The sequence below is a fragment of the Lelliottia sp. RD5 genome (assembly GCF_056032945.1).
Map to the genome: position 1 here is coordinate 584,182 of NZ_JBVYHQ010000002.1, position 13,715 is coordinate 597,896.

At 53.6% G+C, this 13,715-nt stretch carries 11 protein-coding genes and 5 tRNA genes; 13 read left to right on the forward strand and 3 right to left on the reverse strand.

The genetic code is table 11. From position 1 onward, the window contains the following. Positions 1-57: 57 nt before the first annotated feature. From recX to AC0LWE_RS10570, 13 genes are all read left to right on the forward strand, one after another. On the forward strand, positions 58-558 hold the full coding sequence (gene recX, locus AC0LWE_RS10510; protein WP_216981014.1) for a recombination regulator RecX: 501 nt from the start codon (positions 58-60) through the stop codon (positions 556-558). A gap of 131 nt (positions 559-689) precedes the next feature. Continuing rightward, complete coding sequence (alaS, locus tag AC0LWE_RS10515; RefSeq protein WP_219347449.1) at positions 690-3,317, forward strand: alanine--tRNA ligase; 2,628 nt, start codon at positions 690-692, stop codon at positions 3,315-3,317. A gap of 241 nt (positions 3,318-3,558) precedes the next feature. Continuing rightward, a complete protein-coding gene (gene csrA / locus AC0LWE_RS10520) occupies positions 3,559-3,744 on the forward strand; it encodes a carbon storage regulator CsrA (RefSeq protein ID WP_000906486.1) in 186 nt (61 codons plus the stop codon). A gap of 342 nt (positions 3,745-4,086) precedes the next feature. Then, a tRNA-Ser gene (locus tag AC0LWE_RS10525) sits at positions 4,087-4,179 on the forward strand. Between the two features lie 4 nt (positions 4,180-4,183). Then, a tRNA-Arg gene (locus AC0LWE_RS10530) sits at positions 4,184-4,260 on the forward strand. 197 nt (positions 4,261-4,457) lie between these two features. Beyond that, positions 4,458-4,534, forward strand: a tRNA-Arg gene (locus AC0LWE_RS10535). 29 nt (positions 4,535-4,563) lie between these two features. Further along, a tRNA-Arg gene (locus AC0LWE_RS10540) sits at positions 4,564-4,640 on the forward strand. Between the two features lie 160 nt (positions 4,641-4,800). Next, a tRNA-Arg gene (locus tag AC0LWE_RS10545) sits at positions 4,801-4,877 on the forward strand. Positions 4,878-5,128: 251 nt separating this feature from the next. After that, the gene (gene yqaB / locus AC0LWE_RS10550) at positions 5,129-5,695 is read left to right on the forward strand and encodes a fructose-1-phosphate/6-phosphogluconate phosphatase (protein ID WP_219347450.1); all 567 of its coding nucleotides are present in this window, start codon (positions 5,129-5,131) and stop codon (positions 5,693-5,695) included. Beyond that, on the forward strand, positions 5,692-6,120 hold the full coding sequence (locus AC0LWE_RS10555) for a YqaA family protein (RefSeq protein WP_059177722.1): 429 nt from the start codon (positions 5,692-5,694) through the stop codon (positions 6,118-6,120). The genes yqaB and AC0LWE_RS10555 overlap by 4 nt, the downstream gene beginning before the upstream one ends. Before the next feature lie 82 nt (positions 6,121-6,202). Beyond that, the gene (gene gshA, locus AC0LWE_RS10560) at positions 6,203-7,747 is read left to right on the forward strand and encodes a glutamate--cysteine ligase (protein ID WP_174343032.1); all 1,545 of its coding nucleotides are present in this window, start codon (positions 6,203-6,205) and stop codon (positions 7,745-7,747) included. A gap of 151 nt (positions 7,748-7,898) precedes the next feature. After that, on the forward strand, positions 7,899-8,414 hold the full coding sequence (gene luxS, locus AC0LWE_RS10565) for an S-ribosylhomocysteine lyase (RefSeq protein ID WP_015960161.1): 516 nt from the start codon (positions 7,899-7,901) through the stop codon (positions 8,412-8,414). Positions 8,415-8,455: 41 nt separating this feature from the next. After that, a complete protein-coding gene (locus tag AC0LWE_RS10570; RefSeq protein ID WP_219347451.1) occupies positions 8,456-9,220 on the forward strand; it encodes an AraC family transcriptional regulator in 765 nt (254 codons plus the stop codon). Here AC0LWE_RS10570 and leuA read toward each other — a convergent pair. The 3 genes from leuA to emrA all read right to left on the reverse strand — a co-directional run bounded on the left by leuA (position 9,217) and on the right by emrA (position 13,714). Next, positions 9,217-10,866: a 2-isopropylmalate synthase gene (gene leuA, locus AC0LWE_RS10575; RefSeq protein ID WP_219347452.1), complete on the reverse strand. Its 1,650-nt coding sequence runs from the start codon at positions 10,864-10,866 to the stop codon at positions 9,217-9,219. The two genes, AC0LWE_RS10570 and leuA, sit on opposite strands and share 4 nt — an antisense overlap. A 111-nt stretch (positions 10,867-10,977) precedes the next feature. Continuing rightward, complete coding sequence (emrB, locus tag AC0LWE_RS10580) at positions 10,978-12,525, reverse strand: multidrug efflux MFS transporter permease subunit EmrB (RefSeq protein WP_219347453.1); 1,548 nt, start codon at positions 12,523-12,525, stop codon at positions 10,978-10,980. Positions 12,526-12,541: 16 nt separating this feature from the next. Then, a complete protein-coding gene (gene emrA, locus AC0LWE_RS10585; RefSeq protein ID WP_059177727.1) occupies positions 12,542-13,714 on the reverse strand; it encodes a multidrug efflux MFS transporter periplasmic adaptor subunit EmrA in 1,173 nt (390 codons plus the stop codon). Position 13,715: the final 1 nt, after the last annotated feature.

The following is a 13,715-nucleotide window of genomic DNA, read 5'->3' on the forward strand; positions in this document are numbered from 1 at the left end:
TAAAAACAAGGGCTGCGATTGCGGCCCTTTTTGCATTTGTCATACAGCAGGTTTTATATGAGTGAATCAAAACCGCGTCGTCCTGCCTACGCCCGTTTATTAGACCGTGCCGTGCGGATTCTTGGTGTACGCGATCACAGTGAACAGGAACTGCGGCGCAAATTAGCCGCTCCCGTTATAGGCAAAAATGGACCGGAAGCGATCGATGCGACTGAGGAAGACTATGATCGCGTGATCGCCTGGTGTTATGAGCACAGCTACCTGGATGACACGCGTTTTGTGACGCGTTTTATCGCCAGCCGGAGCCGTAAAGGTTACGGGCCTGCGCGAATTCGTCAGGAACTTAATCAGAAAGGGATCGCTCGCGAAGCAACAGAACAGGCGATGCGTGAATGCGATATAGACTGGGGTGAACTGGCGCGAGATCAGGCCGTTCGTAAGTACGGTGAACCTCTGCCGCATGAATTTTCAGAAAAAGTAAAAATCCAGCGTTTCTTACTCTACCGTGGCTACCTGATGGAAGATATTCAGGCTATATGGCGTAATTTTACCGATTGAACGCATGCTGCATTTTACTTCCCTCCAAAGAAAACTTATCTTATTCCCACTTTTTCCAGTAGCTGGCCCGTCCAATCGTCAACAGGTACAGGCTGGCTGCGACATTTCGTTAGCTTGATTTCAGGATAATTATGAGCAAGAGCACCGCTGAGATCCGTCAGGCGTTTCTCGATTTTTTCCATAGTAAGGGACACCAGGTAGTTGCCAGCAGCTCCCTGGTACCGAACAATGACCCGACTCTGCTGTTTACCAACGCCGGGATGAACCAGTTCAAGGATGTATTCCTTGGTCTCGATAAGCGTAATTATTCCCGTGCGACAACCTCACAGCGTTGCGTACGTGCGGGCGGTAAACATAACGATCTGGAAAACGTCGGCTACACCGCACGTCACCACACTTTCTTCGAGATGCTGGGTAACTTCAGCTTCGGCGACTATTTCAAACACGACGCTATCCAGTACGCATGGGAATTGCTGACCGGTGAAAACTGGTTCAACCTGCCGAAAGAGCGTCTGTGGGTTACCGTTTACGAAACCGACGACGAAGCTTACGAAATCTGGGAGAAAGAAGTTGGTATCCCGCGTGAGCGTATTATTCGTATCGGGGATAACAAAGGCGCGCCATATGCGTCTGACAACTTCTGGCAGATGGGCGATACCGGTCCTTGCGGTCCGTGCACCGAGATCTTCTACGATCACGGTGACCACATCTGGGGTGGACCTCCAGGGACAGCAGAAGAAGACGGCGATCGTTATATTGAGATCTGGAATATCGTCTTTATGCAGTTCAACCGTCAGATTGACGGCACGATGGAGCCACTGCCAAAACCGTCCGTTGATACGGGTATGGGGCTTGAACGTATTGCTGCCGTTCTGCAACACGTCAACTCCAACTACGATATCGATCTGTTCAGCACACTGATTAAGTCTGTTGCTGAAGTGACCGGTGCCACCGATCTGAGCAATAAATCTCTGCGCGTTATCGCAGACCACATTCGTTCTTGTGCGTTCCTGATTGCTGATGGCGTGATTCCGTCGAATGAAAACCGTGGTTACGTGCTGCGTCGCATCATTCGTCGTGCTGTTCGTCATGGCAACATGTTGGGCGCGAAAGAGACCTTCTTCTACAAACTCGTCGGTCCGCTGGTGGGCGTCATGGGCGATGCAGGCGAAGAGCTGAAACGCCAACAGTCGCAGGTTGAGCAGGTCCTGAAAACAGAAGAAGAGCAGTTTGCTCGTACCCTGGAGCGCGGTCTGGCGCTGCTGGACGAAGAACTGTCTCAGCTGACCGGCGATACGCTGGATGGCGAAACTGCCTTCCGTCTGTACGACACCTACGGCTTCCCGGTTGACCTGACGGCAGACGTTTGCCGCGAGCGCAACATCAAAGTGGACGAAGCCGGTTTTGAAGCCGCCATGGAAGAACAGCGCCGCCGTGCGCGTGAATCCAGCGGTTTTGGCGCGGATTACAATGCGATGATCCGTGTGGACAGCGCATCTGAATTCCAGGGTTACGATCGCCTGGAATTGAACGCCAAAGTCACCGCTCTGTTTGTCGACGGCAAAGCCGTAGACAGCATTAGCGCTGGTCAGGATGCGGTTGTCGTTCTCGATAAAACCCCATTCTATGCGGAATCCGGTGGTCAGGTCGGCGATAAAGGCGAACTGAAAGGCAACGGCTTTAGCTTCTCTGTCAGCGATACTCAGAAATACGGTCAGGCAATTGGCCATATCGGCAAACTTGCTTCCGGTTCTCTGAAAGTCGGTGAGGGCGTTCAGGCAGAAGTCGATGAAGCACGTCGCCAACGTATTCGTCTGAATCACTCGGCAACGCACCTGATGCACGCCGCATTGCGTGATGTTCTGGGCACTCATGTTGCGCAGAAAGGTTCTCTGGTCAACGACAAAATCCTGCGTTTCGACTTCTCGCATTTTGAAGCGATGAAACCGTCTGAAATCCGCGCGGTTGAAGATATGGTCAACGCGCAGATCCGTCGTAACCTGCCTATCGAAACCAACATCATGGATCTCGAAGCAGCCAGAGCTAAAGGCGCGATGGCGCTGTTTGGCGAGAAATATGATGAGCGCGTTCGCGTGCTGAGCATGGGTGATTTCTCTACCGAACTCTGCGGCGGGACTCACGCTTCCCGTACCGGTGATATCGGCCTGTTCCGTATCGTATCCGAATCGGGTACCGCGGCGGGTGTGCGTCGTATCGAAGCGGTAACAGGTGAAGGTGCTATCGCCAGCCTGCACGCTGAAAGCGATCAGTTGCACGATATTGCTCAACTGTTGAAAGGTGACAGCCACAATCTGGGTGAGAAAGTGCGTAGCGCACTGGAACGTAGTCGCCAGCTCGAAAAAGAACTGCAGCAATTGAAAGAGCAGGCTGCGGCCCAGGAGAGTGCAAATCTCTCCAGCAAAGCGGTTGATATTAAAGGTGTCAAACTGCTGGTCAGTGAACTGGCAGGTGTTGAACCTAAGATGCTTCGTACCATGGTTGATGATCTGAAGAACCAGCTCGGTTCGACAATTATCGTTCTGGCGACAGCGGTCGAAGGTAAGGTTTCTCTGATTGCGGGCGTCTCTAAGGATGTGACTGACCGCGTGAAAGCAGGGGAATTGATTGGTATGGTCGCTCATCAGGTGGGTGGCAAAGGTGGCGGTCGTCCGGATATGGCGCAAGCCGGCGGTACGGATGCAGCGGCACTTCCAGCAGCGTTGGCCAGCGTTGAAAGCTGGGTAAGTGCTAAACTGTAATAATTACAAAGCGTAAACAGACGCCATAACCTTGCAGTTATGGCGTATTAGTTACTACGCTATCGACAATGATAAAGTCAGGTTGAGTTTGTGTATATCGGCTAAACTTACGTTTAACAGAATGTGATGCCGTGACTGCTTACACTTTACGTGTTTGTCATCGCTTACTTTTTGGCGTTATATGATGGATAATGCCGGGATACAAGAGACCCGACTCTTTTAATCTTTCAAGGAGCAAAGAATGCTGATTCTGACTCGTCGAGTTGGTGAGACCCTCATGATTGGGGATGAGGTCACCGTGACAGTTCTAGGGGTAAAGGGTAACCAGGTTCGTATTGGTGTGAACGCCCCTAAAGAAGTCTCTGTCCATCGTGAAGAGATCTACCAGCGTATCCAGGCTGAAAAATCCCAGCAGTCCAGTTACTGATATTATCGCGTCTCGCTTTCCGGCGAGACGCAACCCTCTCGCCATTGTTCCTGCATAAAGTTACCGTTCTATTTCATTCGCTCGATTTTTCACACTCTCCAGAATCTTATCTCATCCAAAATCTGTCTCTTCACCTGCAGAAAGCTGCTTTAACGTGTGTAAAATCCGCTTATAAAACACCCTCTTTGTGGTTTTTGCATGCGAATTGCCTGTGATTTGTGCAAACGATAAATGTCTGTGGAAAATTGTTTGACTTATAAGTCCCAGAAAGTAATATATGCGCCACGCAGCGACGAAGAGCTCTTAACAAGTTCTCCGAAGCACTCGCAAGAGGCGTTGTGTGGTGAGGTGGCCGAGAGGCTGAAGGCGCTCCCCTGCTAAGGGAGTATGCGGTCAAAAGCTGCATCCGGGGTTCGAATCCCCGCCTCACCGCCATTTTGCATCCGTAGCTCAGCTGGATAGAGTACTCGGCTACGAACCGAGCGGTCGGAGGTTCGAATCCTCCCGGATGCACCATCTTCTTAGAGATAACAGCGGCACTGTTATTTCACGGTCCGCGAAATTATCGTGAGCACCAGGGAAGATAACGTTGCTTCAGCAACGGCCCGAAGGGTGAGGCGCAGCCGAGTAATCCTCCCGGATGCACCATCTATTACTTCATATTGCTTTCGAAGTGATATGACGTATCAAGCAGCACCATAGTAAATCCCGATGCATCCGTAGCTCAGCTGGATAGAGTACTCGGCTACGAACCGAGCGGTCGGAGGTTCGAATCCTCCCGGATGCACCATTTACTATTTCTGAAGGCAGTACCCTGATGCATCCGTAGCTCAGCTGGATAGAGTACTCGGCTACGAACCGAGCGGTCGGAGGTTCGAATCCTCCCGGATGCACCATCTTCTCCAAATTAACAGTGAATCTGTTAGTTCATGGTCTGCGAGTTTATCGCGAGCACCAGGAAGGATAACGTTACTTCAGCAACGGCCTGAAGGGCGAGGTAGTACCAAGTCATCCTACCGGATGCACATTTATCATTTCTGAAGGCAGTACCCTGATGCATCCGTAGCTCAGCTGGATAGAGTACTCGGCTACGAACCGAGCGGTCGGAGGTTCGAATCCTCCCGGATGCACCATCTTCTCCAAATTAACCTCAACTCTCTTAGTTTATGGTCTGCGAATTTATCGCGAGCACCAGGAAAGATAACGTTGCTTCAGCAATGGCGACGCAGGGTGAGGCAATACCCAGTCATCCTCCCGGATGCACCCTCTCTTTCTTCTTCGATTTACCCCCTGAATTTTTCATCAGCTATCACTCTTACTGTCAGCGACAAAAATCCTTGTTTACGTTAAAGTAATGCTTTGTTAATCGTTGGGCGAGAGCACGATGTACGCACAGTATGACGGTCTGATCTTCGATATGGATGGCACTATCCTGGACACCGAACCCACTCATCGTAAGGCGTGGGATGATGTTCTGAGTCGTTACGGAATGCGTTTCGATTTACAGGCAATGGTGGCGCTCAATGGCTCGCCAACCTGGCGTATCGCTCAGGCGGTGATTGAACTTAATCAAGCCGATCTGGACCCCCACCTGCTCGCTCGCGAAAAAACCGACGCCGTCAAAGCGATGCTTTTAGACACGGTTCGTCCGCTTCCGCTGATTGATGTTGTTAAAGAGTGGCACGGCCGTCGCCCGATGTCAGTAGGGACGGGCAGTGAAAGCGCGGTAGCCGAAGCCTTGCTCAATCATCTTGGACTGCGTCACTATTTTTCGGCAGTGGTCGCCGCCGATCATGTTAAAAATCATAAACCCGCGCCGGATACCTTTCTGCTGTGTGCTGAATTAATGGGTGTCGCGGCGACTCGGTGCGTGGTTTTTGAGGATGCAGATTTTGGTATTCAGGCCGCGCATGCCGCCGGAATGGATGCTGTGGATGTTCGCTTACTGTGAGTGACTTGCTGTCACTTGCTTCGTTATTTGCCAGCAGTTTTTTAAGTGCCACACTCTTACCGGGTAACTCCGAAGTTGTGCTGGTCGCGATGCTGTTGTCAGGCGTGAGTCAGCCCTGGTTGTTGGTCTTAATAGCAACAATGGGTAATAGCCTTGGAGGGCTGACTAACGTTATTCTTGGTCGTTTCTTTCCGCTGCGTAAAAAATCACGCTGGCAGGAAAAGGCAGCAGGCTGGCTTAAACGCTATGGTGCTGCCACGCTTTTATTAAGCTGGATGCCTGTAATAGGGGATTTGCTGTGTCTGCTGGCAGGGTGGATGCGCATCTCATGGGGACCAGTGCTCTTTTTTTTATGCCTTGGTAAGGCGTTGCGCTATGTCCTCGTGGCACTGGCAACACTACAAGGCATGACGTGGTGGCACTAATTGGTGGAATGAATAAACGACCTTCAATCGTCAACCATTACAATTATGCTGGATAACTATTATTGACAGGCGGGAGGTCAATTTGATCCCGGACGTATCACAGGCGCTAGCCTGGCTGGAAAAGCACCCTCAGGCCCTGAAGGGTATACAGCGCGGCCTTGAGCGCGAAACACTGCGCGTAAACGCGGATGGTAGTTTGGCAACAACCGGCCATCCGGCGTCGTTAGGCTCTGCGTTGACACATAAATGGATCACGACCGATTTTGCCGAAGCGCTGCTGGAATTCATCACTCCGGTTGATGGCGATATCGATCATATGCTGACGCTAATGCGTGATGTCCACCGCTACACCGCCCGTCAGTTGGGTGATGAGCGCATGTGGCCACTCAGCATGCCTTGCTACATTGAGCAGGGCCAGGATATTGAGCTGGCGCAATACGGCACGTCGAATATTGGTCGACTGAAAACGCTGTACCGCGAAGGTTTAAAAAACCGCTACGGCGCGTTGATGCAAACCATCTCCGGCGTGCATTACAACTTCTCGTTGCCGATGGCCTTCTGGCAAGCAAAATGCGGTGAAACGGATAAAGAAGCGATCTCAGCGGGCTATTTCCGCCTGATTCGTAACTACTACCGTTTTGGCTGGGTGATCCCGTATCTGTTCGGTGCCTCCCCGGCGATTTGCTCCTCATTCTTGCAGGGCAAACCGACGACGCTACCGTTCGAAAAGACCGACTGCGGCATGTACTATCTGCCGTACGCCACCTCATTACGCCTCAGCGATCTGGGTTATACCAATAAGTCGCAAAGCAATCTCGGTATTACGTTTAACGATTTGCACGAGTATGTGGCAGGATTGAAGCGGGCGATCAAAACGCCGTCGGAAGAGTACGAAACGATCGGGCTCGAAAAAGACGGTAAACGCCTGCAAATTAACAGTAACGTTTTGCAGATTGAAAACGAACTGTATGCGCCGATTCGCCCGAAACGCGTCACGCGCAGCGGCGAAGCACCGTCAGATGCGCTGGAGCGCGGCGGCATCGAGTATATCGAAGTCCGTTCCCTGGACATCAACCCGTTCTCGCCCATTGGCGTTGACGAGCAGCAGATCCGTTTCCTCGATCTGTTTATGGTCTGGTGTGTTCTGGCGGATGCGCCGGAAATGAGTGCTGACGAGTTATTGTGTACGCGCACCAACTGGAATCGCGTAATACTGGAAGGACGCAAACCTGGCCTGACATTAGGCATTGGTTGTGAAACGGCACAGTTCCCGCTGGCAAAAGTGGGCAAAGATCTGTTCCGCGATCTCAAACGCGTCGCGCAGACGATGGACAGCCTTTACGGTGGTGAGGAATATCAAAAAGTGTGCGACCAACTGGTCGAGAGCTTTGATAACCCTGAACTGACGTTCTCGGCACGCATTCTGCGTTCTATGATTGATCAAGGTATCGGTGGCACAGGCCGTACGCTCGCTGCGCAGTACCGTGACATGTTGCAGCAGGAGCCGCTGGAAGTGTTGAGCGAAGAAGATTTCGTGGCGGAACGCGAGGCATCCATTGCACGCCAGCGTGAAGTCGAAGCGGCGGACACGGAATCGTTCGATGCGTTTTTGGCGAAACACGCCTGACAGAAAAGAAAATGGCCACATCGCTGTGGCCAAAATAACATCTCTGAAATCAGGGATGATGATAACAAATGCGCGTCTTTCATAGAGTCAGACGCGCGGTTGAACAAAGAGTTCATTTTATTTTAAAAATAATCACTATCGGAGGTGACGTATGCCGTTATTAGATAGCTTCACAGTCGACCATACCCGTATGGAAGCACCTGCTGTACGTGTGGCAAAAACCATGCATACCCCGAGCGGCGACGCGATCACCGTGTTTGACCTGCGTTTTTGCGTGCCAAATAAAGAAGTGATGCCCGAAAAAGGCATTCACACGCTGGAGCACCTGTTCGCAGGCTTCATGCGCGATCACCTGAACGGTAACGGTGTTGAAATCATCGACATCTCTCCGATGGGCTGCCGTACCGGTTTCTATATGAGCCTGATCGGCACCCCTGAAGAAACGCGCGTGGCGGATGCCTGGAAAGCGGCGATGGCCGACGTGCTGAAAGTCAAAGAGCAGAACCAGATCCCTGAGCTGAACGTCTACCAGTGCGGTACGTATCATATGCACTCGCTGGAAGAAGCGCAGGAGATCGCGCGTCATATTCTCGATCGTGATGTTCGCGTGAACAGTAACGAAGAGCTGGCGCTGCCGAAAGAAACGCTGAAAGAGCTGCACATTTAGTGCGCCATTCCCCTCTCCTCAGGGAGAGGGAAGCCTAACCCATGACCACCACCACAACCTTCTCTTTTACCCATCGCCCTTTGGTTCCTTACGCTCATGATTATCGTCATGGTGACAGCGAGCCGTACCATCAGCACGATTGCGCCCAGCTACTGCATAGCCTGAGCGGAGTTGTTCGCGTTGATACGATTGCAGGATGTTGGGTCGTTCCACCTGGACGAGGCGTCTGGTTGCCAGCGGGTACGCAGCATGCGATTCGCATTACCGGCAACGTGGCGGCGCGCACGCTTTTTATCGATCCGCTTGCCCGCGCCGATCTGCCGGCGTCCTGCCAGATCGTGCAGATCTCGCCGTTACTGCGTGAGCTTATTGTCGCCTCGCTCGATCTCCCCGAATTTTATTCTCCCGGCAGCCGCGATGAGCGCGTCTACGAACTGATTCTGGATGAAATCCGCACCCTGCCTGTCCTACCGTTTCATCTCCCGGAACCGCAAAGCCAGTCATTGCGGCAGCTTTGTCAGCAGATCCGCCAGGACCCCGGATTAGCCTGGAGCAGCGCACAGGCCGCAAGCCTGACCAGCATGAGTGAGCGCACCCTTAACCGCCATTTTCAGCAGCAAACCGGCTTAAGCTACGGGGAGTGGACGAGAAGGGCGCGTCTGGTTGAAGCCCTGCTGCGACTGGCGCAAGGCCAGCCGGTATTACGCGTTGCGCTGGACCTCGGTTACGGCAGCCACAGCGCTTTCACGGCCATGTTTCGCCGGGTGATGGGCATTTCGCCCAGCGATTATTTCAAAGATGCCTAACCAACGGCGTTAAACAGCGCCTGAATTGACGCGCGCGCCACGTCGCTATCAATCCCCACACCCCATCGGCTGGTACCATCCTGGAAAAGACAGCGGATGTACGCCACCGAGCGGCTGTCGCTGCGCTCCCCCAGCGAATGCTCATGATAATCCTTAATCACAAACGGCTTATCCATCCAACGGCTGATGCCATTGGCGGCGGCCGACAGCAAACCGTTTCCCTGGCCCTCAAGCTGCCGCGTCCCACCATCGGTGACCACCGAGGCGGCCAGGCGCAACTGTCCGTCCTGCAGGCTCTCACTGCGATACGTTTCCAGGGTAAAGTATCCAGAGGGCATCAGTCCATAACGGCTGCGGAAAAGCTGCCAGAGCGCGTTTTGCGTCATCTCTTTCCCCTGGCTGTCGGCCTCCTGCTGCACATGCTGGCTAAAATCTTGCTGCAGCGCACGCGGTAATTTCAGACCGTGATTCTGCTCAATCAGCCATGCGCTGCCGCTTTTCCCCGACTGGCTGTTCACGCGGATCACCGCTTCGTAGGAGCAGCCAATATCCTGCGGATCGACCGGCAGATAGGGCATCTCCCAGCGATCGTCCGGCTGACGCGCATCAAAGCCTTTTTTAATCGCATCCTGATGCGAGCCTGAAAATGCCGTATAAGCCAAACGCCCCGCCCACGGATGACGTGGATGCACCGGGAGCTGATTACAGCTTTCCACCACCTCAACGACCTGATTCATATCGCTGAAATCCAGATCCGGGCTGACGCCCTGGGAGTATAAATTCATCGCCAGCGTCACCAGACACACATTGCCCGTGCGCTCGCCGTTGCCAAACAGACAGCCTTCCACGCGATCCGCCCCGGCCATTATCGCCAGTTCGGCACAGGCGACGCCCGTACCGCGATCGTTATGCGGATGAACGCTAATACACACCTCGCTGCGACGGCTAAAGTGGCGGCAGAAATATTCAATCTGATCGGCATACACATTGGGCGTATTCACTTCAACGGTCGCGGGCAGGTTGATAATCATCGGGCGCTCGGGGCACGGCTGCCAGATTTCGGCCACGGCCTCACAAATTTCCAGCGCAAATTCTGGCTCGGTAAAGCAGAACGTTTCCGGGGAGTACTCGTACTGCCAGCACGTTTGTGGATTTTCTTCGCAAAGCTGTCGGATCAGCCGCGTGGACCGGGTTGCCAGCGTAATAATTTGCGCCTTGTCCATGCCAAAAACCAGGCGGCGAAACAGCGGGGCGGTGGCGTTATACAGATGAAGGGTCGCCTTTTTCGCACCGCGCAACGATTCAAAGGTGCGAAGAATCAACTCGTCCCGCGCCTGAGTTAAGACCTGAATCGTGACGTCATCGGGAATGCGATTTTCGTCGATCAGTTGGCGAACAAAATCAAAGTCAGTTTGCGATGCGGATGGGAACGCGACTTCAATTTCTTTAAAACCGCAGCCAAGGAGTAACTCCCAGAAGTGCAGTTTGCGTGCGCTGTCCATCGGTTCGGCGAGCGCCTGATTGCCATCGCGCAAATCGGTGGAAAGCCAGCGTGGCGCATGGGTGATACGTTGCTCGGGCCAGCGACGGTCGGGCAGGGAGATTGGGGGGAAAGGCTGATATTTTTGTGCGGGTTGTTTCAGCATGATGCGCTCCTGTTGTCTTTTCACTATCGTGAAGCGATTTCAGGAGCGCTGCTTTATCAGAACTGACAGAAGCTAGAGAGAAACGGACAACTTTCTCGTCTACGGAACCGGTTAGTGCGCACCGCCGCCGCCACCACCCGCGCCGAATGGCGGTTTGGCAAACCATATCAAGCTCAGGAGCAGGATAAATATCCCCGCCGAAATCCAGAAAATCTCGTTCGCGGAGATAATCAGACCCTGATTGGTGATCTGCTGGGCGATCCAGCCGGAGGCCTGCTGCTGCGTCATGCCCATTCCTTCGAGCTGGCTGTACATCTGCTGCGCGTTCGGGTTGTAGACGTTAACCGATTCCGTCAGCTGGGCGTGGTGCAATGATTCCCGGCTGGTCCACAAGGTGGTGGTAATCGACGTCCCGATTGAGCCTGCCAGCGTTCGGGTAAAGTTCGATAAGCTCGAGGCCGCCGCCATACGCTCAGGCGGCAAGCCGGACAGCGTGATGGTGGTCAGTGGCATAAAGAAGCACGCCACGGCAAAGCCCTGGATAAACTGCGGCCACGCGGACGCGCCAAAATCCATCCCCGGTTCGAACGTGTAGGCACGCCAGTAGAAACAGACGGCATACATAATAAAGCTGAATGTCACCAGCCTGCGCATGTCGAGTTTATGCGCGAAACGACCGATAATCGGCGACAGGAGTACCGGAATCAATCCCACCGGCGCTGACGCCAGGCCCGCCCAGGTTGCCGTATAGCCGTATACCTCCTGCAACAGCTGCGGAAGCAGCACAATCGCACCAAAGTAGAGCATGTAGGCGAGACTGATACACAGACAGCCGATGGTAAAGTTTCGTGACTTAAACAACGACAAATCGACTATCGGGTTATCGTCCGTGAGCTCCCAGACAATCAGGAAACTTATCGCGACCACCGCCACGATGGTCAGGACGATAATCTCTTGCGAGGCAAACCAGTCCAGCTCTTTACCGCGGTCCAGCATAATCTGCAGGCTACCGATGCCCACCACCAGCAGTGCAAGACCCACGCCGTCAATGCGTCGTTGCTCGGTCTTCGTCTCGCGTCCACGCAGCGTTTGCAGCGTGAGCAGCACGACGACTGCGCCAATCGGCACGTTGATAAAGAAGATCCAGCCCCAGTGATAGTTATCACTGATAAATCCGCCGAGAATCGGTCCGCAAATCGGCGCGACGATAACGGTCATCGACCATAGCGCCAGCGCGATAGAGCGTTTAGCGGGCGGATAGTTGTTCAGCAGCAAACTTTGCGACAGCGGAATCAACGGCCCCGCCACAATCCCTTGAATGACGCGGAAGAAGATCAGCATCGTCAGGCTATTGGACATCCCACACGCCCATGAGGCGAGGACGAACAGTACCGTCGACCACATGAACAATCTGACTTCGCCGACGCGTTTTGCCAGCCAGCCCGTGATCGGAATCGAGATCGCATTCGCGACCCCGAACGAGGTGATCACCCAGGTCCCCTGGCTCAGTGACGAGCCAAGGTTACCGGCAATCGTCGGGATCGCCACGTTTGCGATGGTGGAGTCCAGCACCTGCATGAAGGTCGCCAGCGACAGCGCAATGGTCATAATGACCAGTGGCGCGCCTTCCAATGGTTTTTGCGATTTTTGCGGTTGCATAACGCTCACCTTCGGATTAACCGGCGTTCGCTTTCACGATGTCATCGATCAGCTTATTGACGGGATCAAGGCTGATTTCACGGGCATTACTTTCGTAAGCCGGATTAGTACGCACCTGGTTCGCCAGCATTTGACCATCACGATTGGTGGTATCGACGGTTACCAGCGTGGACAACCCGATACGCAGCGGATGATCCGTCAGCTGTTTTTGATCCAGTTCGATACGCACCGGTAGACGCTGGACCACTTTGATCCAGTTGCCGGTCGCGTTTTGCGCTGGCAGCAGCGAGAACGCGCTCCCTGTCCCCATGTCCAGACCGACCACTTTCCCGGTGTATTCCACGTCATCGCCGTAAATATCACTGACGATAGTTGCCGTTTGGCCGATACGCATATGCGCGAGCTGCGTCTCTTTAAAGTTTGCATCTACCCACAGATTAGTGGCCGGAACCACCGCCATCAGCGGAGTGGTTGGGCTAATCTGCGCGCCAGGCTGCACGGAACGTCGTGAGACATAGCCGGTCATTGGGCTGACGATTTTGGTACGCTGCAGGGCAAGCCAGGCGTTACGCACTTCGGTCGCAGCCTGTTTTACCGCCGGCTGGTCTTCCAGGCTGGTGCCCAGAATCATCGCCTGATTCGCGTTGTACTGTTGGATTGCTACATCAAGCTGTGCCTGCGCGCTGGCCACGGCGTCACGCGCGTGTTGCAGCTCCTCGCGACCAATCAGGTTCGCCGTGCCAAGCGGTACGCGACGATTCAAATCGCTTTGCGCCTGAGCCAGCGCGGTTTTCTGCACATCGATGCTGGCCTGCAATTGCTTGCTGTTAATCATCGACTGGCGTGTCTGACGCACGCTGGAAGCCAGCTCGGTCTGCGCCTTTTCAAACGCCTGTTGAGCATCGGTCGGATCGAGCGTAACCAGTACATCCCCTTTTTGCACAAAGTCGGTATTGTCAGCCCAGACTTTCGTCACGCTGCCCGACACCTGGGCCATAATCTGAACCTGGTTCCCTGCCACGTATGCATCATCAGTTTCCTGAATATGACGCAACACTAAAAACCAATAGATACCATATGCCACAGCAATAATAATAAAGAGCAAGGTCAGCAGCAGAAGGGCACTCTTACGTTTGCCTTTCTTGTTAGCTGGTTGCTGCGGGGGAATATTCTCCGCATTTGCGCTCATT

Coding starts and splice junctions, on each gene's coding strand:
- recX (WP_216981014.1), top strand. CDS start 58: ATGAGTGAATCAAAACCGCGTCGTCCTGCCTACGCCCGTTTATTAGAC.
- alaS (WP_219347449.1), top strand. CDS start 690: ATGAGCAAGAGCACCGCTGAGATCCGTCAGGCGTTTCTCGATTTTTTC.
- csrA (WP_000906486.1), top strand. CDS start 3,559: ATGCTGATTCTGACTCGTCGAGTTGGTGAGACCCTCATGATTGGGGAT.
- yqaB (WP_219347450.1), top strand. CDS start 5,129: ATGTACGCACAGTATGACGGTCTGATCTTCGATATGGATGGCACTATC.
- luxS (WP_015960161.1), top strand. CDS start 7,899: ATGCCGTTATTAGATAGCTTCACAGTCGACCATACCCGTATGGAAGCA.
- AC0LWE_RS10570 (WP_219347451.1), top strand. CDS start 8,456: ATGACCACCACCACAACCTTCTCTTTTACCCATCGCCCTTTGGTTCCT.
- leuA (WP_219347452.1), bottom strand. CDS start 10,866: ATGCTGAAACAACCCGCACAAAAATATCAGCCTTTCCCCCCAATCTCC.
- emrB (WP_219347453.1), bottom strand. CDS start 12,525: ATGCAACCGCAAAAATCGCAAAAACCATTGGAAGGCGCGCCACTGGTC.
- emrA (WP_059177727.1), bottom strand. CDS start 13,714: ATGAGCGCAAATGCGGAGAATATTCCCCCGCAGCAACCAGCTAACAAG.